The 19,374-nt window shown below is 74.5% G+C and carries 20 protein-coding genes and 1 pseudogene; 8 read left to right on the forward strand and 13 right to left on the reverse strand.

Going from position 1 to position 19,374, the window contains the following annotated elements:
* Window positions 1-24: 24 nt before the first annotated feature.
* The 4 genes from AB0D10_RS19210 to AB0D10_RS19225 form a co-directional block, all read right to left on the reverse strand.
* Entirely contained in the window at window positions 25-1,431 is a 1,407-nt protein-coding gene (locus AB0D10_RS19210; RefSeq protein ID WP_360257602.1) for a family 2B encapsulin nanocompartment shell protein, read from the reverse strand.
* Window positions 1,432-2,092: 661 nt separating this feature from the next.
* The gene (locus tag AB0D10_RS19215; protein ID WP_360257604.1) at window positions 2,093-2,605 is read right to left on the reverse strand and encodes a hypothetical protein; all 513 of its coding nucleotides are present in this window, start codon (window positions 2,603-2,605) and stop codon (window positions 2,093-2,095) included.
* Between the two features lie 265 nt (window positions 2,606-2,870).
* Window positions 2,871-4,325, reverse strand: coding sequence for a PLP-dependent aminotransferase family protein (locus tag AB0D10_RS19220; protein ID WP_360257606.1), 1,455 nt, complete (start codon window positions 4,323-4,325; stop codon window positions 2,871-2,873).
* 101 nt (window positions 4,326-4,426) lie between these two features.
* Entirely contained in the window at window positions 4,427-4,993 is a 567-nt protein-coding gene (locus AB0D10_RS19225) for a universal stress protein (protein WP_360257608.1), read from the reverse strand.
* A 473-nt stretch (window positions 4,994-5,466) separates the two neighbouring features.
* On the opposite strand from AB0D10_RS19225, the gene AB0D10_RS19230 reads away from it, so the two are divergent.
* A complete protein-coding gene (locus tag AB0D10_RS19230) occupies window positions 5,467-5,862 on the forward strand; it encodes a transglycosylase family protein (protein WP_360257610.1) in 396 nt (131 codons plus the stop codon).
* A 216-nt stretch (window positions 5,863-6,078) separates the two neighbouring features.
* On the opposite strand, the gene AB0D10_RS19235 is transcribed toward AB0D10_RS19230, so the two are convergent.
* Window positions 6,079-6,663: a pyridoxamine 5'-phosphate oxidase family protein gene (locus AB0D10_RS19235; protein WP_360257612.1), complete on the reverse strand. Its 585-nt coding sequence runs from the start codon at window positions 6,661-6,663 to the stop codon at window positions 6,079-6,081.
* A gap of 144 nt (window positions 6,664-6,807) precedes the next feature.
* On the opposite strand from AB0D10_RS19235, the gene AB0D10_RS19240 reads away from it, so the two are divergent.
* Window positions 6,808-7,701, forward strand: coding sequence for a helix-turn-helix domain-containing protein (locus AB0D10_RS19240; RefSeq protein ID WP_360257614.1), 894 nt, complete (start codon window positions 6,808-6,810; stop codon window positions 7,699-7,701).
* A 203-nt stretch (window positions 7,702-7,904) separates the two neighbouring features.
* Here the strand turns inward: AB0D10_RS19240 and AB0D10_RS19245 are convergent, their stop codons facing one another.
* Complete coding sequence (locus AB0D10_RS19245; protein ID WP_360257617.1) at window positions 7,905-8,339, reverse strand: CBS domain-containing protein; 435 nt, start codon at window positions 8,337-8,339, stop codon at window positions 7,905-7,907.
* 212 nt (window positions 8,340-8,551) lie between these two features.
* Here AB0D10_RS19245 and AB0D10_RS19250 point away from each other — a divergent pair, with 212 nt between their 5' ends.
* The 4 genes and pseudogenes from AB0D10_RS19250 to AB0D10_RS19265 all read left to right on the forward strand — a co-directional run bounded on the left by AB0D10_RS19250 (window position 8,552) and on the right by AB0D10_RS19265 (window position 12,129).
* Complete coding sequence (locus AB0D10_RS19250) at window positions 8,552-9,484, forward strand: helix-turn-helix domain-containing protein (RefSeq protein WP_360257620.1); 933 nt, start codon at window positions 8,552-8,554, stop codon at window positions 9,482-9,484.
* Window positions 9,485-9,528: 44 nt separating this feature from the next.
* Window positions 9,529-9,954, forward strand: a complete 426-nt coding sequence (locus AB0D10_RS19255; RefSeq protein WP_360257623.1) for a VOC family protein — start codon at window positions 9,529-9,531, stop codon at window positions 9,952-9,954.
* 297 nt (window positions 9,955-10,251) lie between these two features.
* A pseudogene (gene ligD / locus AB0D10_RS19260) lies at window positions 10,252-11,121 on the forward strand (non-homologous end-joining DNA ligase); the annotation flags it as partial.
* Between the two features lie 156 nt (window positions 11,122-11,277).
* Window positions 11,278-12,129: a DNA ligase gene (locus tag AB0D10_RS19265; protein ID WP_360257658.1), complete on the forward strand. Its 852-nt coding sequence runs from the start codon at window positions 11,278-11,280 to the stop codon at window positions 12,127-12,129.
* A 79-nt stretch (window positions 12,130-12,208) separates the two neighbouring features.
* Here the strand turns inward: AB0D10_RS19265 and AB0D10_RS19270 are convergent, their stop codons facing one another.
* The 6 genes from AB0D10_RS19270 to AB0D10_RS19295 form a co-directional block, all read right to left on the reverse strand.
* Window positions 12,209-12,793: a type 1 glutamine amidotransferase domain-containing protein gene (locus AB0D10_RS19270; RefSeq protein WP_360257625.1), complete on the reverse strand. Its 585-nt coding sequence runs from the start codon at window positions 12,791-12,793 to the stop codon at window positions 12,209-12,211.
* Between the two features lie 11 nt (window positions 12,794-12,804).
* Window positions 12,805-13,101, reverse strand: a complete 297-nt coding sequence (locus AB0D10_RS19275; protein ID WP_360257627.1) for a PRC-barrel domain containing protein — start codon at window positions 13,099-13,101, stop codon at window positions 12,805-12,807.
* A gap of 39 nt (window positions 13,102-13,140) precedes the next feature.
* Window positions 13,141-13,548 (reverse strand): DUF3040 domain-containing protein, encoded by a 408-nt coding sequence (locus AB0D10_RS19280; protein WP_360257629.1) that lies wholly within the window; start codon window positions 13,546-13,548, stop codon window positions 13,141-13,143.
* A 66-nt stretch (window positions 13,549-13,614) separates the two neighbouring features.
* On the reverse strand, window positions 13,615-14,058 hold the full coding sequence (locus AB0D10_RS19285) for a hypothetical protein (protein ID WP_360257632.1): 444 nt from the start codon (window positions 14,056-14,058) through the stop codon (window positions 13,615-13,617).
* A gap of 131 nt (window positions 14,059-14,189) precedes the next feature.
* Entirely contained in the window at window positions 14,190-15,056 is an 867-nt protein-coding gene (locus AB0D10_RS19290; protein ID WP_360257635.1) for an alpha/beta fold hydrolase, read from the reverse strand.
* Window positions 15,057-15,127: 71 nt separating this feature from the next.
* Complete coding sequence (locus tag AB0D10_RS19295) at window positions 15,128-15,736, reverse strand: GNAT family N-acetyltransferase (protein ID WP_360257638.1); 609 nt, start codon at window positions 15,734-15,736, stop codon at window positions 15,128-15,130.
* Between the two features lie 85 nt (window positions 15,737-15,821).
* Here AB0D10_RS19295 and AB0D10_RS19300 point away from each other — a divergent pair, with 85 nt between their 5' ends.
* Window positions 15,822-16,355 (forward strand): GNAT family N-acetyltransferase, encoded by a 534-nt coding sequence (locus AB0D10_RS19300; protein ID WP_360257640.1) that lies wholly within the window; start codon window positions 15,822-15,824, stop codon window positions 16,353-16,355.
* A 127-nt stretch (window positions 16,356-16,482) separates the two neighbouring features.
* Here AB0D10_RS19300 and AB0D10_RS19305 read toward each other — a convergent pair whose 3' ends face one another.
* Window positions 16,483-17,766 carry a geranylgeranyl reductase family protein gene (locus AB0D10_RS19305; RefSeq protein ID WP_360257642.1) on the reverse strand — a complete coding sequence of 428 codons (1,284 nt, stop codon included), beginning with the start codon at window positions 17,764-17,766 and terminating at the stop codon, window positions 16,483-16,485.
* A gap of 443 nt (window positions 17,767-18,209) precedes the next feature.
* Between AB0D10_RS19305 and AB0D10_RS19310 the strand changes: the two genes are divergently transcribed.
* Window positions 18,210-19,250, forward strand: a complete 1,041-nt coding sequence (locus AB0D10_RS19310) for an LPXTG cell wall anchor domain-containing protein (RefSeq protein ID WP_360257644.1) — start codon at window positions 18,210-18,212, stop codon at window positions 19,248-19,250.
* The last annotated feature ends 124 nt before the right edge of the window (window positions 19,251-19,374 follow it).

Here is a 19,374-nt window from a genome sequence, read left to right on the forward strand (position 1 = left end):
GCGCCCGCTGTTCCGCGCGTCCGCTCAGTGGCGGCGGTGCGCGATCTCCACGTTCTCCAGCACACCGACCGCGTCCGGCACCAGGATCGCGGTCGAGTAGTAGGCGCTGACCAGGTACGAGATGATCGCCTTCTCGTCGATCCCCATGAAGCGGACCGAGAGCGACGGCTGGTACTCGTCCGGGATGCCGGTCTGGTGCAGACCGATCACGCCCTGGTTGTCCTCACCGGTACGGATCACGAGGATCGAGCTCGTGTTCTCCTTGGTGATCGGGATCTTGTTGCAGGGCAGGATCGGTACCCCGCGCCAGGCCGGCACCTGCTGCCCGCCGAGGTCGACATGGGTGGGGTACAGGCCCCGCGCATTGAACTCGCGGCCGATCGCGGCGATGGTCCGCGGGTGGGCCAGCAGGTAGTCGGGGTCGCGGCGGCGGTTGAGCAGCTCGTCCAGGTCGTCCGGGGTGGGCGGGCCGGAGTGGGTCTGGATCCGCTGGTCGAAGTCGGCGTTGTTGAGCAGCCCGAACTCCGGGTTGTTGACGATCTCGTGCTCCTGGCGCTCGCGCAGGGCCTCGATGGTCAGCCGGAGCTGGTGCTCGATCTGGTTCATCGGCTGGTTGTAGAGGTCGGCGACACGGGTGTGCACCTTGAGGATGGTCTGCGCGACGCTCAGCTCGTACTCGCGAGGCTTCAACTCGTAGTCCACGAAGGCGCCGGGGAGCTCGTACTCGCCGTGGTGGCCGGCCGACATGGCGATCTCGGCCTCGCCGCGCTCGTTCTGGGCCTGCAGCGGCAGGGCCAGGAAGGCCTGCAGGTGCTCCTGGAGGCTCGGCGCGTTGTCCCGGATGCGGGCGAAGTCGTCCCGGCTCAGGGTGAGCGCGACACCGGCGGTGGCCGTCTTCGCGGTGAAGTCCCAGACGGCGTCCGGGTTCAGCAGCGCGTCGTCACCGAAGCGGTCGCCGTCGCCGGCCACGCCGACCACCGTCTCGTCACCGTACTTGCCGGTGCCGATCTGGTTGATCTTGCCGTGCGCGATCAGGAAGATCCGGTCGGCGGCCTCGCCCTGGGTGGTGAGCACCTCGCCGGGGCCGAAGTCCCGCTGCTGGCAACGGTCGGCCAGGGCGGTGAGCACCTCGTCGTCCTCGTAACCGCGCAACAGGGCCAGCTCACCCAGCTCGGCCGGGATCACCCGGACCTGGGAGCCGGTCTTGATGAACTCCACCACGCCGTTGCCCACGGCGTAGGTGAGCCGACGGTTGACCCGGTAGGCGCCACCGGCGGCCTGCACCCAGGGGAGCACCTTGAGCAGCCAGCGGGAGGTGATCTCCTGCATCTGCGGTGCGGACTTGGTCGTGGTGGCAAGGTTCCGGGCAGCGGCCGTCGCAAGGCTCTGCTGCTTGGCCTGCTCTGTCTCCGGGCTCGTGTCCACGGGCATCGGCAGGGGTCTCCATTCCTGTGGTGGGGTCACGCGGCCAGGGCCATGGGGAGCGCCACCGGCGCATGCCGTGACGGATCATCAGATCCGCAGACTGGTGGGGGCATTGGCGATAGTTCCGGCTGTGCGGCCGCCGTCTCCCGGCGACCCACCCGGAACCCTAGATCACCAGCACCCGGCCGGGCCCGTACGGACGCCCAGTACCCCCCGATAGGGTGAATCTCGCGCAGTCCGCCCCCATGGGCCCGCGAACCGGAGGAACATCCGTTCGCACCTGCGATCCCCGTGGCACCGCCGGCTTTCCCGCCCGGCCGCCACCGCTCCGGACGGCCGGGAAACCGTCACCGGGCGTCAACCCGGCACACCGGCCGGGCGGTTCGGATGCGGAGGTTCGAGGCGCGGGGTCGGGTGCGTCGGCTGGGGCCTGCGGGGGCCCGGTGCGGAGGTTCGGGCCGGCGGAGGCTGGGGGGGGGTCGGCCGCACGGGTCGGGCCGTCCCGCCATCCCGGTCGGCCCGCCCCGGCGCCGCACCCGGCTGCGAGCGCGCATGCGGACGGCCCGTCAGGTGCCGGAACGGGGGTGGCCGGCACCTGACGGGAGAACGGGGTGCGCAGTGGGGGCGCGCCGGTGGCGGTCGCGAGCCCGCCGCGGTCGGCGGCGGGTCAGGCGCAGGCCACCTGGGTGCCGGGGACGCCGATGATGCCCGAGTTGTTGTTCAGCCCTGCGTTGTACTCGTAGTACAGGTAGGAGTAGAAGTCGATCCGGGTGGCGGCACCACAGGCCGAGTCCGGAGCGACGGTGTAGGTCACGGTGAAGGTGCTGCTGGCACCGGGTTCGAGCGGCACGTTGTACCGGGCGATGCCGCCGTGGACGTTGTCGCTGCAGCCGTTGGTCTGGGTGCCGCAGGCCGTCGCGGCGAACTTGAGACCGGTCTGCAGGCTGGTCGCGTAGGTCTCCTGGACGCTCTGGTACACGAACTGGATCGGGGTGTCGTACGGGTTGGTGAGCGTCAGCGTGAGCGTGAACTCGCCGCCCCGGACGGTCGTCTGTTTGTCGGAGACGGCCGTGAGGGGCAACGGGGAGTCGGCCCGGGCGGGAGCGGAGGAGAGGAGCAGACCGACGACGAGGGCCGGGCACGCGACGAGCGCGGCGCGGATCGGATGTGTTCTGCGCATGACCAGGGAGCGTAGGCGGCGGTACCGCTCGGGTTGCCCTCCTCGGCCCGATTCCGTACCGACGCAGGAGTGGCCAGCGGACACTGCGGACCGGTCGGTCCCGTTCCCCCCTCATCGCGGCGCCCGGAGGCATATGCTTCTCCGCCCGTGCGGGCGGCGACTCCCACGCCCCTTCCCACCGGTTCCCCGGCCCCCTGGCCGTCGCGCCGCCCGGGCGGCCTCCCGGGCGGCCTCCCGGGCGGCTTCGGGCCGCCTTCGACCGCTTTCAGACCGGCGACGGCAGGATGTCGCAGAGCGCCGCGACCGCCGCCGCGTAGGCGTGGTCGGGCGGCGTGGCGTAGCCGACCACCAGCCCGTCGACGGCGGGCATGGCCTCCGGGGCGATCTCCGGGTGCCGGTAGTCGGCGAGGCCGTCGACCGCCAGGCCCCGGTAGGCGGCCGCCTTGAGCACCGAGCGCTCGGTGCCCGCTTCCAGCCGCAGCACCGCGTGCAGTCCGGCCGCGATGCCGGACACCTCGACGTGCGGGGCGCGCTCCGCGAGCGCGGCCACCAGGTGGTCACGGCGGTCCCGGTAGTGGCGGCGCATCCGGCGCAGGTGCCGGTCGTAGCCTCCGGAGTCGATGAACTCGGCGAGGGTCAGCTGGTCCAACGCGCTGGCCCAGCCCTCGCGTTCGCCCTTGGCTGCCAGCACCCGGTCGACCAGGTGGTCCGGCAGTACCATCCAGCCGAGGCGCAGCGCCGGGGTGAGGCTCTTGCTGGCGCTGCCGAGGTAGACCACCCGCTCGGGGTCGAGGCCCTGAAGGGCGCCGACCGGCTGGCGGTCGTACCGGAACTCGCCGTCGTAGTCGTCCTCCAGGACCAGTCCGCCGCGGCCGCGCGCCCAGTCGACCACGGCGGCGCGGCGGCCCGGGTGCAGCGGACCGCCGGTGGGGAACTGGTGGGCAGGGGTGAGCAGCGCCGTCCGGACGTCCGCGCTCTGCGCCAACTCCTGGACGAGGGCGCCCCGTTCGTCGATCGGCAGCGGAACGGCGGTGACCCCGGCGGCGGCCAGCAGCCCGCGGTGGAAGCCCAGCCCGTACGCCTCGACGGCCAGCGGCCCGTTCTCGGCGGGCGGCAGGACGGGCCGCGCGCCGTCGAAGAGCAGTCGCAGGGCGTGGGCGAAGCCGGAGCAGACCACGATCCGGTCCGGGTCGGTGCGCACCCCCCGCGCCCGGGCCAGGTAGTCGGCGAGGACGGTGCGCAGCTCGCGCCGGCCTTGCGGATCACCGGGCCCGAAGGCCTCGTTGGGCGCGGCGGTGAGGGCCCGGCGGGCGGCGGCCAGCCAGGCGGCCCGGGGGAAGGATGCGGCGTCGGGCCGGCCCTGGCGCAGGTCGTGCCGGGGTCCGGGCCGGGGCGAGGGCCGGCGTGCCCGGGTGGGCGGGACGGGTTCGGCACGTTCGGCGACGGCGGTGCCGGATCCCTGACGGGCGGTCAGCCAGCCCTCGGCGACGAGTTCGGCGTAGGCCTCGGCGGCGGTGTTGCGGGCCAGGCCGAGGTCGGCGGCGAGCACCCGGTACGGCGGCAGCCGGGTGCCGGGCGCCAGCCGGCCACTGCGGATCGCCTCGCGCAGGGCCGTCATCAGCGCGGCGCGACGGCCGCCGGTGGCGGGGAGGTCGAGGTGCAGGTCGCTGCCGGTCGGGTGGGCGGGCTCGGAGGGGAGCGTGCCCCGCGTGTCCGTCATGTTCACGCACCCTACCCGGCGCCCCGCCCGCACCCGTCGCGCGGTCGGCCCCGGCGGCCTCCGCCCCTCCCTCTCCCTCCACCTCCTCCCCTCTTCCTCTCCTAGGGGACGACGGTCACCGGCCAGCGGCCCGCCTTCACCAGCCGGACCGCCACCGATCCGATCACCTTGTGCCCGGCCTGCTCGGAGACGCCGACCACCACGGCGTCCGCGCGCAGCTCGTCGGCGAGCTTGGCCAGGCCGCCGTAGGGGTCGCCGCGCATGGTCAGGAAGCGCCAGTCCACCTTCCAGACCTCGCGGACCCGCTCCTCGGCCTCGCGCAGGGCGGCCAGCAGTTCGTCGGCGATCTCCTGGGTGGTCTCCTCCACGGCGGCCCCGGCCAGGGCGGTCGCGGCGCCGAGGACCGGCTGGATGTAGGCCACCGCGAGCACGGCGCCCTGCCGGCGGGCCAGCCCTGCGGCGTAGGCGGTGGCGCGCCAGGAGGAGTCGGAGCCGTCCAGACCGGCCAGGATCACGCCGGGCCCGTCCGTCCCCAGTTCGAAGCCCGCGGGTGCGGCCGCGGCCTCGTGCTCCCCGGCGCCGGACTGACCCCCGACCGCCGCCCCTCCCCTGCCGGTGTCCGCCGTTCCCGCGTCGGGTGCGTCCGTTGCGTCGCTGTCGTTGCTCATGATCCACAGGCTATTACCGGGACGGTGCGTAGGCGCAGGGGATACGTGGGGTGAGCCCTGTGGTGCGGGCCACCCGGGGCGGCGACGGGCGCGGCGGATTCGGCACCGGCGGCGGGCGGGCCGTCACGCGCTGTCGACGATGTGCGTGGCCTCACACGGTTTTCGGTGTGGCGGGGGCCACTTCTCCGCAGGGTTTGATCTTGGAAATAGGTGCAAATCGGGCGAAATCGGCACAATTCCTTGATCCTTACGCCCGGTAACAGCCCTCTGACGTGCCTGAACCTCCGAATCCTTGAACCGGCCGCCACCGCCCCCGTAACTTCGAACCCGTTGCACCGAGCGATCCGCTCCGGACCGGCCTCACCGCCCCCGAGCAGGAACGGTGCCGAACCACGCGAGTGACGTGCCCCCGAAACCGACGGCCTTCCGAAGGCCTGGTTCCGCGTGCTCGCAACCCCTCCGAAAGGAAATCCATGACCTTCCGTAACGAGACCGCCGCTGCCACCACCACTGCCACCCCGAAGCGCCGCAACCGCGTCCGGATGGCTCTGATGGCCGGGGCGCTCACCGCGCTGCCGGTGGCCGGCCTCGTCACGGCCACCAGCGCCTCCGCCGCGCCGGCCTCGGTCTGGGACAAGGTCGCCTCCTGCGAGGCCACCGGCAACTGGGCCATCAACTCCGGCAACGGCTTCTACGGCGGCCTGCAGTTCACCTCCAGCACCTGGGCGGCGTTCGGCGGCACCTCCTTCGCCCCGCGCGCCGACCTGGCCACCAAGGCCCAGCAGATCTCCGTCGGCGAGAAGGTCCTCGCGGCCCAGGGCCCGGGCGCCTGGCCGATCTGCTCCGTCAAGGCCGGTCTGAGCAAGTAGGACCGCCGAAGACCCCGAAGCCGCCGCACCCCCTCCCGGGTGCGGCGGCTTCGTCGCGCCCGCCCGCCGGCCCATCGGCACTCGGTCGCGACCGGGACGCGGTGGGTCCCCGGCGGGCAGACCGTCGACCGCGGAGCCGACGGCGGTGACCGAAACCCGACAGCCGGTGACCGGTGGCCGACTGTCGCCGGCCGATGGCCGACGGCCGGTGACCGGTCAGGCGGGCCGGGGCGGGAGCGGCAGCGGAAGGGCGGGCAGGCCGTCGATGCTGGTGACGACGAGCGGCTTGCGCTCGCAGTAGGCGCCGAACTCCTCCTCGTCCTTGCGGTCGAAGTACTGCGCGTGCAGGTCACGGTCGGCGCGGTAGTCCATGAACGGCACCGCGTACCCGCAGGAGTCGCTCACCCGCTCGGCCCTGACCAGCACGATCGCCCGCAGGCCCGACCCGTCGGCCGCCGGGTCGAACCGGCCGAGCAGCCCGGCGAAGCGCGGGTCGTCGCGGAAGACCGGCTCGCCCCGGCCGTGCACCCGCACCACGGTCGGCGGCCCCTCGAAGGAGCACCACATCAGCGTGATCCGGCCGTTCTCCCGCAGGTGGGCGACGGTCTCGGCCTGCGAGCCGCCGAAGTCCAAGTAGGCGACGGTGAGTTCGTCGATCACCACGAGGGTGCCGGAGCGACCTTTGGGCGAGAGGTTGACGTGACCGTCGGAGGCCAGCGGCGCCGTCGCGACGAAGTAGACCGGCTGGCTCTCGATGAACCGCCGCAGCCGGCCGTCGATGGATTCGTACTGCTTTCCCATGTGCGCGATTCTGCCCGCATCCCGGCCGGCAAGAAAGGAAGATCCACCGCATGAGACGCCCTGGGCGGGGCGGCGGGAGCGGGCGGGCGGACCCTAGAATGACCCGTGCACATGTCACCCACCCGGCCGAGCACGGGAGTTGAGATGGCCCGGAGCACCCTCCCGACGAGCGCACCGGAGACGGTCCTCGGCACTCCCGCCGCTCCGCTGCGCCGGTACGTCCTCGGCTACCGCGGCTACCGGATGGACCTGCGCCGGCCGCGCCGCCGCCTGGAGGTGCCCACGGACGTGGTCACGGTGGCCCTGGCCTTCGAGGGCAGCATGCGCCTCACCGACGCCGTCTCCCCCGCGCCCGCCGCCTCCTTCGGATCGGTCGCCGCCGGGCTGCGCCGCACCGCCACGATCGCCGAACACACGGGCGTCCTGCACGGGCTGGCCGTCTCGCTCACCCCGCAGGGCGCGTTCCGGGCGTTCGGGTCGCCGGCCGGCGACCTCGGCGGGCAGTGGGCCGAACCCGGGGACCTCCTGGGCCCCCGGCTGCGGGCACTGACCGACCGGCTGGCCGACACCCCGAGCTGGCCCGCCCGGTTCGCCATGCTGGACGGGTACTTCGCCGCGCTGTTCGCGTACGGCCCGGACTGGGAGCCGTCCGTCCTCTGGGCCTGGCACCAACTGCGGCGCTCGCACGGGCTGGTGCCGATCCACGCCCTGGTCGAGGGCACCGGGTGGAGCCGCCGCCGGCTGGAGCTGCGCTTCCGCGAACACCTGGGGCTGGCCCCCAAACAGGCCGCCGGAATCCTCCGCCTCCAACACACCCTCGGCGTCCTGGCCGCCCGGGAGGACCACCCCACCGGCGCCGACCTCGCCACCCTGTGCGGCTACTACGACCAGTCCCACCTCGACCGGAGCTTCCGCGGCATGGTCGGCTGCTCCCCCCGCGAGTTCCTGGCCTCACGCGGCGGCACCGCCCTGCCCGCCCCCACCGACCGGGTGGCGGGCCGGGTCACCAGCGCCGTCCTCGACCCGGGCGCCGCATGAGCGGACGCCACCACGCGGAAGGGGCGCCCGTCACGGCAGCGGCGCGACGACCGCGCCGCGTGCGCATTCGTACAAGACGCGCGGCGGCCCCGTCCGGCACCCTTCGAAGGATCCGGCCGGTACGGGGGTCCGGCCGGTCACGGGCGCGCGGACGGGGCCGGGGCCCGGGTCGGAGACCGACCGGGCCCGGTCACCGCGTCGGGTCACTGCTTCATGTAGACGCTGTCCATGAAGTCGATGATCTGCTGGTCCGTCAGTCGCTGGCCGTCGCGGTGGCCCATCGCGAGGTCGGCCTCGCTGATCATGCCCACCAGCCGCTCGCCGTCGATCACGGGGATGCGCCGGATCTGGTGCTGTTCCATCTTGCTCAGCACCGCCTCCATGCTGTCGTCGGCGCGCACGCAGTGCAGGTGGCCGGACAGCTCCATCGCCGTCATCGAGGACGGGTCCTTGCCCTCGGCGACACATCGCAGCACGATGTCGCGGTCGGTGATGATGCCCTTCAGCTTCTGGTCGTCGCCGCAGATCGGCAGCGCGCCCACGTTCTTGTCGCGCATCATCTTCGCGGCCTCGGCCAGCGTCTGGTGGGCGCCGATGCACTGGGCGCCGGTGTGCATGATGTCTCGGGCAGTGGTCACGGGGACTCCTTCGTCGGTGATTCCCCCCGCTTCCCCCCGGGCGGCGCTCCCCCACGCGCTCGACAGCGGCGCGAACGGGGTGACCGCGCCCTCACCTTAAGCAACACCGCGCCGGTCCGCGACCGCGCGGAGGGACGGCCGGCGGCCCCGGTGACGGTGGGCCCGCCGCCGCGACCCGGCCCCCGGCCGCGGGGACCGCCGATACTGGGAGCGTGACCACGGACGCAGCCGAGCACGACGCGGAGCCCCTCCGCGAGTTCCCCGACGCACCGGTCGACGGGTACGTCGACGAGGCCGTCCGGGCCAGGCCCGCGACCGCGTTGCGCCCGTACGTGGCCTGGTACTCCGGCTACCGGCAGCGCGGCCTGGCGCCCGCCGTCCACCGCGGGCTGCCGTCCCCACACCTGACCTTCATCCTGACCCTCGACGAACCGCTGGTGATCGCCGAGCACCCCGACCCGGCGCAGCCGCCCGGCAGCTATCCGACCCTGCTCGGCGGCCTGCACACCACCCCCGCGCTGATCACCCACGAGGGCGCCCAGTCCGGCGTGCAGATCGCCGTGCACCCGCTCGCCGCCCGCGCCCTGTTCGGCCTGCCCGCCGGGGAGTTGGCCGGGATCGACGTGCCCGCCGACGCGGTGCTCGGAAAGCTGGGCCCGCGGCTGCAGGAGCAGCTGCGGTCCGCGCGCGACTGGAAGGAACGGTTCGCCGCACTGGACGGGGCGCTGCTGCGCGCCGCCCGGCCGTCCGGGCAGGTGCCGCCCGAGGTCGGCTGGGCGTGGCGGGCGCTGCGGCGCAGCGGCGGTGCGCTGCCGGTGGCGGTCCTGGCCCGGGAGACCGGCTGGAGCGCCCGGCACCTGCAGGAGCGGTTCCGCCGGGAGATCGGGCTGAGCCCGAAGGCCGCCGCCCGGGTGATCCGCTTCGACCGGGCCCGGCACCTGCTCGCCTCCGTCGACCCGCCGACCCGGCTGGCGGAACTGGCCGTGCGCTGCGGGTACTTCGACCAGGCGCACCTGGCGCGCGAGTTCCGCGCGCTGGCCGGGGCGGCGCCGAGCGCCTGGCTGGCGGCGGAGGGGCCGGCCGCGGCGCGGTTCCGAAACGTCCAAGGCGGGGCGGCCGGTGCGGCCGCAGAGTGGGAGGCGTAGCGGACATCCGCACGGTCCCGAGCCCCGATCCGAGGAGAGAAGCCATGGACGCCACCGAGACCCCCGCCCCGCAGGTCTGGCCCAGCCTGCGCGCCACCGACGCCCAGGCACTGATCCGCTTCCTCGTCGAGGCCTTCGGCTTCCGGGAGGTCGTCGCCTACGGCGAGGGCGATTTCGTCGCCCACGCCGAACTGGCCTGGCCCGAGGGCGGCGGCGTGATGCTCGGCTCCGACCGCGAGTCACCGGAGGGCGCCGAGCTCTGGGCGGGCAAGCCGGGCGGCTTCACCGCCTACGTGGTCACCGCCGACCCGGACGCCGTGCACGCCCGCGCGGTGGCCGCCGGTGCCCGGATCACCACCGCCGTGCACGAGACGGACTACGGCTCGCGCGACTTCGCCGCCGCCGACCCGGAGGGCAACCACTGGTACTTCGGCACCTACCCGGGCGCTCCCCGGTCGGCCGCGGGGTGACCCGACGCCCGGGCCCGTGAGGGGGACGCCGAAGGAGCGGGTGCAGGGGACGCCCAAGGAACGGCTGGAGCGGCTGCGGGCGGCTGCGGGCGCTCTGCCTGGCGCTGCCGGGGGTCGACGAGCGGGTCAGCCACGAGGAGCCGGCCACCGGCCCCGTCCGGCGCCGGACCGGGCCAGGATCGATGACCTGGTCGCCGACGCCCACGTACTGGTCGGCCCCGGGCGCCGGCCGTCGAACCGGGGCAGACTGGCTGCGGGGGCACCCACCGGAGGCTTCGGAGACGGACCGTGCCGCAGATGACGGTGGACGGGCGCACCCTCGCCCTCTCCCACCTCGACAAGGTGTACTACCCGCGTACCGGCACCCTCAAGGGTGAGGTGCTGCGCTACTACGCCGCTGTCCACACCGCCCTGCTCCCCCACCTGCGCGACCGCCCCGTCTCCTTCCTGCGCTGCCCGGACGGCGTCGAGGCGGAAATCTTCGTCGCCAAGAACCCGCCCCCGGGCACCCCGGACTGGGTGCGCACCGTCGACGTCCCGAGCAACACCGGCGAACTGCGCCAGGTGGTGCTGGAGGACGGCGCGGCGCTGCTGTCCCTCGCCAACCTGGGCTGCCTGGAGCTGCACGTCCCGCAGTGGCACGCGGCCGCGCCCGCCCTCGCCGACCGGCTGGTCCTGGACCTCGACCCCGGCGAGGGCGCGGACGTCCTCACCTGCCGGGCGGTCGCACTGCTGCTGCGCGAACGGCTCGCCGCGGACGGCCTCACCGCCTGGGTGAAGACCTCCGGTTCCAAGGGCCTGCACCTGATGGTCCCGATCGAGCCCACGCCCGCCACCCGGGTCTCCGCCTACGCGAAGGCGCTGGCCGCCGCGCTGGAGGCCGAGCATCCGGAGCTGGCGGTGCACACCATGGCCAAGGCCCGGCGCCGGGGCCGGGTGCTGATCGACTGGTCGCAGAACAATGCCAAGAAGACCACCGCCGCGCCGTACACCCTGCGGGCCCGGCCGCTGCCGACGGTCTCCACCCCGCTGTCCTGGGCCGAACTGGAACGGGCGGGCGGCGAGCCGGAGCTGGCCTTCACGCTCGCCGAGGTCCCCGACCGGCTGGCCGCCCACGGCGACCTGTTCGGCCCGCTGCTGGACCCGGAGCGGGCCCGGCCGCTGCCGCCGACCCCGTCGACGGCGCCGCACCGGCCGGACCCGGCGAAGCCGGAGGACGCGGCGCAGGAAGCACGGCAGGACGCACGGCAGGACACGCCGCCGAACGCGCCGCGACCGCGCTCACCGCAACCACGCCCGGTCCTCGACCCGCCCGTCGAGGTGATGCGCCCCGCCGCCGTCACCGCCGTACCGCCCGCCGCCGGCCTGGGCGGCGGCGTGCAGTACGAGCTGAAACTGGACGGCTTCCGCTGCGTCGCCTTCGCCCGCGGTGACCGCCCACCGGTCCTGCAGTCCCGCACCGGCCGTGACCTCGCCCCCGAGTTCCCGCCGATCGCCGCCGCCGTCGCCCGACTGCCCGAGGGACTGGTGCTGGACGCCGAACTGGTCGCCTGGCGCGACGGCCGGTTCGCCTTCGGCGAGCTGCTGCGCACGCGGCAGGCCCGGGCCGCCGCCCCGGACGTCGTACTCGGCCTGATCGCCTTCGACCTGCTGGCCCTGCCCGGCCGCGACGTCCGCCGGCTCCCCCTCACCGACCGCCGCCGGCTCCTGCTCGCCGCGCTGGCCGACGTCCCGCCGCCGATCCGGCCCGTGCTGGCCACCACCGACCGGGCGGAGGCGCTGGAGTGGATGGAGCGGCTCGCCGACACCGGGGTGGAGGGCCTGGTCTGCAAGGCCTCCGCCTCGCCGTACCGGCCGCGCGGCGCGGGGCGCGCCTGGGTCAAGTACCGGCGCACCGACACCCTGGACGCCACCGTCCGCGCCGTCACCGGCCCGACCGCCCGTCCCCACGCGCTGGTCCTCGAACTCGACGACGGCCGCGTCCTCCTGACGACCCCCCGGCTCACCGCCGTCCAGTCCCGGGAGGTCGCCGACCTGACCCGGCCGCTCCTCGGCCCGGCCATCACCGACCCCGACCACGGCCCGGTCCGACCCCTCACCGGCCCCCTCCGCGCCGAACTCACCCTCAGCGGTCGGCCGCCCACCGCCACCTTCGTCCGTCTGCGCGGCGACTGACGGCGGGGCCCACCGACCGGGGCCGTCCGGGGCGCAGCCCGCGCCGCAGCGCCCCGGTCCTACGCCGCAGCGGCCCGCCCTACCTCCGCCGCTTCGCCCACGCGTGGGCGAACTCCGTCACGAACGCGTCCTCGAAGAGCGGCAGGTCGCCCGGCTTGCGGCTGGTGACGAGCGGGCCGGGGCCCTCGTGGCAGACGTGAACCGGCTCGTCGACCCAGTGGGCGCCGGCGTTGACCAGGTCGGTGCGCAGGCTGGGCCAGGAGGTGAGGGTGCGGCCGCGGACGGCGTCGGCCTCGATGAGGGTCCAGGCGGCGTGGCAGATCGCCGCGACCGGCCGGCCCGCCAGGCAGCAGGCGTGCACGAAGGCGACCGCCGACCGGTCCAGCCGCAGGTGGTCCGGGTTGGCGACGCCGCCGGGCAGGACCAGGCCGTCGTAGTCCGCCGGGTCCGCTCCGGCGACCGGGGCGTCCACGGCGAAGGTGTCGCCAGGGGTGTGGTGCCGGACGGCCTGGATCCGCCCCTCGGCGGTGGACAGCAGGCGCGGCGTGCCGCCGGACTCGGCGACCGCCTGCCAGGGGGAGGTCAGTTCGGACTGCTCGACACCGTACGGCGCGACCAGGAAGGCGATCGTCCGGCCGGTGAGCGTGGTGGACGGCCAGGGCACGGGTCGGCCGCTCAGCGCGGACGGGGCGCGGTCAGGTCGACCGCGGCGGGCGGGGCGGAGCTGAGCCTGGCCCGCGGGCAGTCGAGGTGGGCGGCGCGTTCGAGGTGGTCGACCCGGGCGACCAGGCCCACCGGGACGAGGACCCGGGTGCCCGGTACCCAGGGCTCGGCGTCGACCAGCAGGTGGTCCCCGCCGTCCTGCTCGACCCGGCCGACCGGGCCGTCGGTGGCCTGCACCTCGTACCCGACCAGGCCGAGGTCGGCGGCGGGGTGGGAGCCCGGTCGGTGCTCCCACAGGTCGGTGCTCATCGCCTCACGTCCGTTCGCCTCACGTCCGTCCTCATCGCGTCACGCCTCCGGCCGGTCCCAGGGCCGCCGTTCACGGCGTTCACGGGGCTCCTGCAGCTCCGCGGCCTCCGCCCGGCCGGACCGGGAGGCGCTGCGGCGGCGCAACAGCTCCGAGGTCGCGACCGCGGCCGCCACGGTGGCCGCCCAGACCATCCCCAACGCGGCCAGCACGGCCGGGGTCGGGGTCCGCGCGCCCACGCCGAGGCAGATCGCCGTCATCACCAGGATCGTCAGCACCACCCCCGCCGTGACCCGGCGCCCGACGGCACCGAGCCCGCGCCGGACCCGGCTGGGCCGCTTCGCACCCATGGTGCTCAGCCTCCGGTCGAGCTTGGTGTCCTGACGCAGATCGGACTCGATCTCCTCGAGGAGCCGCCGCTCCCATCCGCTCAATGCGGGACCGTCCATCTCGGTCACCTCCGACACTTCCGGTGACGTGCTCGCACCCGGCGGGTTGCCCGGCGCGGGCCGGCGCTAACCGTTCCGGGGACCACCTGTTCCGGCGCCCACGGGTCCGAAGGCCCGGGGACGGGCGAGCAGGCTGTCGTCCAGGACGCGCAGCAGCGCGGCCGCGTCGCGGTGGACCTCGACCGCACCCGCTGCCCGCAGCTCCGGGCCGACGTCCCCGCCGGCCTCCAGGGCGACGCAGGGCACCCCGGCCCGGCGCGCCGCCCGTACCTCGCGCACGCTCCCGGCGACGGCCACCGCGTGCGAGGACCCGCCGTCGACCAGTTCGAGCGCGGCGCGCACCGGATCGCCCCCGGGATCGGCCACGGTCAGGGCCGGGGCCCCGGCGGGACCGGGCCCGGTCAGCACGACCGTCCAGCCCCGGGCCGCGCACTCGCGCAGCAGCTCGGCCCCACCCGGCAGCGCGGGCCGCCAGTCGGTTCCGAAGAGAGCCGCCGAGATCACCGTCATGGCCACCGCTTCCGTTGGAAGGCCACGCACGTACGTGCCCTTCCAGGTTAGGCCGCTCCCCCGCGAGGCGCGCTGCCTGCCGGACCGGGAGGCCCGGCCCCGTGCTGCCCGGGCCGACGGCGGTACCGGGCTCACTCCGTCCCGGGCGCACCCGCCAGGAAGTCGGTGACGAGCCGGGCGAGCTCGGCGGGGCGCTCCTCGGGGACGAGGTGACCGCAGCCCGGCAGGACGACCCCCTGAGCGTCCGGGGCGAGGCGGCGAACGAAGTCGATCATGTGCTGCCCCAGGGAGTGCTCCCCGGCGACGGCCAGGACGGGGATGTCGAGCGGCCGCCGGGCCGCTTCGCGGACCTGTCCGGCGCTGACCCAGGTGTTGACGTAGTACTCGCAGCTGGAACGCACCGCGTCGTCGTCCCCGTACGCCTTCAGGTAGACCGCGATGTCGTCCTCGGAGAGCGAGCCCGGGGTGGCCCGGGCCATCCGGGTCAGGATCCAGGTGAAGAACGTCGTCTGCGCGCCGCCCCCGATGAGCTGTTGCGGGAGCCCGGGCGTCGCGAGGAACGGGAAGAACCACAGCGGGTTCCAGGACCGGGAGAAGTCCAGCAGGTCCTCGCCGCCGGCCCCGGGAATGCTCGCCTCCAACGCCGTGAACGAACGCACCCGGTCTCGCGCGGTGGCCGCCAGGTGGTAGCCGACCGGAGTGCCCCAGTCGTGTCCGACGACGTGCACTCCGTCCAGGCCGAGGCGGTCGAGCAGGCAGCGGACGTCGGTGGCCGCGGTGGCCACGTCGTAGCCGCCGGCGGGGCGCTCGGTCTCCCCCCAACCGCGCAGGTCGGGGGCGATCACCAGGTACTCCCGCGCCAGCACCGGGATCAGGTGGCGCCACTCGTACCAGGTCTGCGGCCAGCCGTGGAGCAGGACCACCGGGTCCCCGGCCCCCGCGGAGACCCAGTGCATCCGTATCCCGTTGACCTCGCCGTGGTGGTGCTGGATCGCCATCGCCCGTTCCTCACGTTCCGTCAGACGCCGTTGGAGCGCTGGCGATCATAGGGCCCCGCCGGCCCTTCGGGTCAGCCGAGGTCCGGATCCGGGTCCGAGGCCAGTCGGGCGTGCAGGTGTTCGTCCTGGTAGTCGCGGCCGTCGAAGCGCCAGGAGGCGCGCAGGGTGCCCTCGTACGGGAATCCGGCGCGTTCGGCGACCCGGCAGGAGCGGTCGTTGCCGACGGCATGGAAGAGCTCGATGCGGCGGGCGTCGGCGGTCTCGACGGCCCAACGGGTGACGGCGGTGGCGGCGCGGGTGGCCAGGCCGCGGCCGCGGGCGGCGGCGAGCAGCCAGTAGCCGACCATGGCGATGCCGTCGGCCTGGTTGTTCCAGCGCAGGAAGGCGTTGCCGAGGAGGATGCCGCAGGCGGCGTCGGTGACGGCGAAGGCGGCCATGGTGCCGTCGGCCCAGTGGGCGTCGCAGCGGTCGAGGTAGGCCTCGGCGGCGGCCGGGTCGGCGCTGTCGAGCGGGTTCCAGCGGGCGATGTCCGGGTCCGTCGACGCGGCGACGAGTGCGGGGACGACGCCGCCGGGCACGTCGAGGCCGCGTCCCCAGGGGCGCAGCAGGGCGTCGCCGAGGTCGAGGACGGCGGGGCGGAAGACGCGCCCGTCGGTGGGGGAGTCGCTGGTGGTGGTCACCCGGTCTTCCTATCCCCCGCGCCCCCGCTCCCGCCAGCGGTTTATCCGGGTTTCGAACGGGCCGTCCGGGTGCGAGGATCGGCCCGTGATCGAGCTGCTGACGGCCCACACGGCCGAGTTGGAGCACGCCGTGCTGACGGAGGCGCGGGAGCTGCTGATCGGGGTCTTCGAGGGCGACATGACCGTCGGGGACTGGGAGCACGCGCTGGGCGGGGTGCACGCGCTGCTGATCGAGGACGGGGTACTGATCGGGCACGCGTCGGTCGTCCAGCGGCGGATGCTGCACGGCGGCCGGGCGCTGCGGACCGGGTACGTGGAGGGCGTCGGGGTGCGGGCGGACCGCCGGGGGCGGGGGCACGGCGGTGCGTTGATGGACACGGTGGAGCGGGTGGTCCGGGGCGCCTACGAGGTGGGGGTGCTGGGCTCGTCGGACGAGGCGGTCCCCTTCTACCGGCGGCGCGGCTGGCAGCCGTGGCGCGGGCCGCTCTGCGCGATCACCCCGGGCGGCCTGCGGCCGACGCCGGACGAGGAGGGCGCGGTGTTCGTCCTGCCGGGTTCGGCGCCGCTGGACCTCGACGGCCGGCTGGCCTGCGACTGGCGCGACGGCGACGTCTGGTGACCGGAGGGGCGGTTCGCGTGCCCTTCGTGGCCGGTTCTGCACCAGGCGGTCGGATCGTCGGTTCGTCCGTCATCCTGCTCCGGGGCGGCCCGGCGGACCCGGGGTGCGGCGCTCACCTCCCCGGCGCTCACCTCCCCGGCGCGACCCGCCCGAGCAGGTGGAGCAGCCGGTCGAGGGCGTCGTTGGAGTTGGGCTCGGTCAGGTTGACCATGAGCCGGAACGCCACCTTCAGCAGGGCCGGGTGGCCGAGTCCGGCGGCCCCCGCGGTGCCGAGCAGCCTGGGGCGGCCGAGCAGGTCGGCGGCCAGCCGGCCGAGGGCGAAGTAGCCGGCGTAGGCGGACCGCAGGGCCTGCGGGTAAGCGCGCAGGGCGAGTTCGCGGCCGCGGTCGGTGCGGCGGGCGAGCGCCTGGACGACGGTCTCGGCGGCGAAGCGGCCGGATTCCATCGCGTAGGCGATGCCCTCGCCGGTGCCGGGGCTGACCGTGCCGCCCGCGTCGCCGACGAGCAGCAGGCCGTCCGCGTAGTGGGGCCTGCGGTTGAGGCCCATCGGGAGGGCGGCGCCGCGGATCGGCTCGGTGACGCCGTCGGGGGTGTAGCCGTACGCGGGCGGCAGGTCCTCGCACCAGCGGCGCAGCAGTTCCCGCCAGTCCACGTCGGTCTTGGCGGTGTCGAGGACGCCGAGGCCGACGTTGGCGGTGCCGTCGCCCATCCCGAACACCCAGGCGTAGCCGGGCAGCAGGCGCCGGGCCGGGTCGTCGGGGTCGCGCAGGTCGAGCCAGGCCTCCAGGTAGCGGTCCTCGTGGCGCGGGGTGTGGAAGTAGGTCCGGTAGGCGACGCCCATCGCGCGGTCGGTGCGGCGGTAGCGCTTCATGGCGACGGACAGCCGGGTGGAGTTGCCGTCGGCGGCGACCACGACCGGGGCCCGGTAGGTGACGGGCAGGCGTTCCTCACCCAGCTTGGCGGTGACGCCGGTGATCCGGCCGGTCCGTTCGTCCACCACGGGCCCGGCCACGTTGGCGCGTTCGACCACCCGGGCGCCGGACGCGGCGGCCTTGCGCGCGAGCAGTTCGTCGAAATCGGCGCGGCGGCGGACCAGTCCGTAGCCGGGGAAGGCGGAGAGCTCGGGCCAGTCGAACTCCAGCGAGCGCCGCCCGGAGACCAGTCGCAGGCCCCGGTTGTGCAGCCAGCCGGCCTCTTCGGAAACGTCGATGCCGAGGTCGGTCAGCTGCTTGACGGCGCGCGGGGTGAGGCCGTCGCCGCAGACCTTCTCGCGCGGGAAGGCGGACTTCTCCAGCAGCAGGACGTCCAGGCCGGTCCGGGCGAGGTGGGCGGCGGCGGTGGAACCGGCCGGGCCGGCACCGACCACGATGACGTCGGCGCTCTCCTCGGCGGTCTGCTCTGGGCCGGGCATCGCACTCTCCCACGGGTCGGGTCGGCTGCGCAGGCAGCGGAATCGGCGGACTGGGCGGTTCCAGACGGACGATAGAGAAACCTGGCCCCCGCCCGCCGCCCGACACGCAGGCCGTGCCCGGAGACCGGTCAATACCGGCCACCTCGGCGTGGTGGTTTCACCCGCGGGGGCGGGGCCCGGAGTTGACCGTCGCCGGAGGTCGTAACGGCTGGAGTGCACACGAAACCATGACAACCAGGTGATCGGATCGTTGTAACGAACTACATGGATCAACCGTGCACAGCAGGGCATTTCAGCCAAACCTCCCTTGCGTCACGTTTCTCTCTGCGGGAACTTTTGTGCCTCTCCCGTCGTACGGCACCGGCTCCCGCCGAAACGGCCGACCAGAGGCTCCCTCCCACTGCGCAGGCTCGTCCCGGCCTGCCGTACCCGATGGAACGCCCATGCACATCCGCTCCACCGCCGCGCGCTCCCTGGTGGCCGTCCCGACCGCCGCCGCCCTGATCCTCCTCGCCCCCGCGGCCGCGCACGCCGTCGCCGGTGGCGGCGGCAAGGGCGGCGCTCCCGGCAACAACGGCACCGTCAAGATCCACGACGCCGCCACCGGCCAGGAAGACGTCCGCAACGAGCCCAAGGTCTGCACCTTCTACCTGGACTCCTTCGGCTTCGACGCCGACCAGGACGTGATCTGGGCGATCACCACCGTCGGTGGCGGCCCCCAGGAGAAGCTCGTCGCGTACGGCGACCTCCCGGTCGACGGCCACGGCCACGTCCGCACCGAGGACATCCACCTGCCCGACGGCCACTACAAGCTGTACTGGCAGTCCGTCGAGCTGGTCGACGGCGAGCTGCCGAAGGACACCAAGCTCAACAACCCCAAGCAGAAGGTCTTCAAGGTCGACTGCGGTGGCGAGACCCCGGCTCCGACCGGCAAGCCCTCGCCGACCGTGACGCCGACCCCGACCAAGACCCCGTCGAGCAGCCCGACCTCCGTGCCGACCACCCCGTCGCACGGCCCGTCGACCCCGGTCGTCACGCCTCCGGTCACTCCGCCGGTGACGCCCCCGGTCACGCCCCCGGTCACGCCGCCGACCACCCCGTCGGCCCCGGCCACGCCGAGCGCCACCGCGAAGCCGTCCGGGACCCCGTCCGCGACGCCGACCACCCCGGCGGCCACCGCCCCGGCGACCGGTGCGCCGACCGGCGCCCCCACCGAGGTCCCGAGCGAGGGCCCGTCGACCCCGCCGACCGCCACCGTGCCGGTGCACAAGCCCACCACCGACACCCCGGTCAACCCGGCCGAGCCGATCCCCGTGCCCACCAAGGTCAGCGTCCCCACCCCGATCCCGGGCGCCCCGGACGGCAAGAAGCTGGCCAGCACCGGTAGCGACGGCACCCTGCTGTACGCGGGCGCCGGCACGGTCCTGCTGGCCGCCGGCGCGGGCGCGGTGGTCTACTCCCGCCGCCGCCGCACCTCCTCCTGAGGCCCTGGGCCTCCGGGGCACCCTCCCGGTGCTCAGCAAGCTCAAGGGGGCAGGCAAAGCCGTCGGCACCAAGCTCAAGGGGATCGCCCAGAAGATCCTCAAGGGCCTGGCCAAGGCTGGTCGC

Origin of the sequence: Kitasatospora sp. NPDC048545 (assembly GCF_040651155.1) — a bacterium.
GTDB lineage: Bacteria > Actinomycetota > Actinomycetes > Streptomycetales > Streptomycetaceae > Kitasatospora.

What these genes read in the sequence shown, in the direction of transcription:
- AB0D10_RS19255 (WP_360257623.1), top strand. Translation starts at nt 9,529, where the DNA reads ATGGACGCCACCGAGACCCCCGCCCCGCAGGTCTGGCCCAGCCTGCGC.
- AB0D10_RS19235 (WP_360257612.1), bottom strand. Translation starts at nt 6,663, where the DNA reads ATGGGAAAGCAGTACGAATCCATCGACGGCCGGCTGCGGCGGTTCATC.
- AB0D10_RS19210 (WP_360257602.1), bottom strand. Translation starts at nt 1,431, where the DNA reads ATGCCCGTGGACACGAGCCCGGAGACAGAGCAGGCCAAGCAGCAGAGC.
- AB0D10_RS19220 (WP_360257606.1), bottom strand. Translation starts at nt 4,325, where the DNA reads ATGACGGACACGCGGGGCACGCTCCCCTCCGAGCCCGCCCACCCGACC.
- AB0D10_RS19240 (WP_360257614.1), top strand. Translation starts at nt 6,808, where the DNA reads ATGGCCCGGAGCACCCTCCCGACGAGCGCACCGGAGACGGTCCTCGGC.
- AB0D10_RS19215 (WP_360257604.1), bottom strand. Translation starts at nt 2,605, where the DNA reads ATGCGCAGAACACATCCGATCCGCGCCGCGCTCGTCGCGTGCCCGGCC.
- AB0D10_RS19230 (WP_360257610.1), top strand. Translation starts at nt 5,467, where the DNA reads ATGACCTTCCGTAACGAGACCGCCGCTGCCACCACCACTGCCACCCCG.
- AB0D10_RS19265 (WP_360257658.1), top strand. Translation starts at nt 11,278, where the DNA reads ATGCGCCCCGCCGCCGTCACCGCCGTACCGCCCGCCGCCGGCCTGGGC.
- AB0D10_RS19280 (WP_360257629.1), bottom strand. Translation starts at nt 13,548, where the DNA reads ATGGACGGTCCCGCATTGAGCGGATGGGAGCGGCGGCTCCTCGAGGAG.
- AB0D10_RS19225 (WP_360257608.1), bottom strand. Translation starts at nt 4,993, where the DNA reads ATGAGCAACGACAGCGACGCAACGGACGCACCCGACGCGGGAACGGCG.
- AB0D10_RS19275 (WP_360257627.1), bottom strand. Translation starts at nt 13,101, where the DNA reads ATGAGCACCGACCTGTGGGAGCACCGACCGGGCTCCCACCCCGCCGCC.
- AB0D10_RS19285 (WP_360257632.1), bottom strand. Translation starts at nt 14,058, where the DNA reads ATGACGGTGATCTCGGCGGCTCTCTTCGGAACCGACTGGCGGCCCGCG.
- AB0D10_RS19310 (WP_360257644.1), top strand. Translation starts at nt 18,210, where the DNA reads ATGCACATCCGCTCCACCGCCGCGCGCTCCCTGGTGGCCGTCCCGACC.
- AB0D10_RS19290 (WP_360257635.1), bottom strand. Translation starts at nt 15,056, where the DNA reads ATGGCGATCCAGCACCACCACGGCGAGGTCAACGGGATACGGATGCAC.
- AB0D10_RS19305 (WP_360257642.1), bottom strand. Translation starts at nt 17,766, where the DNA reads ATGCCCGGCCCAGAGCAGACCGCCGAGGAGAGCGCCGACGTCATCGTG.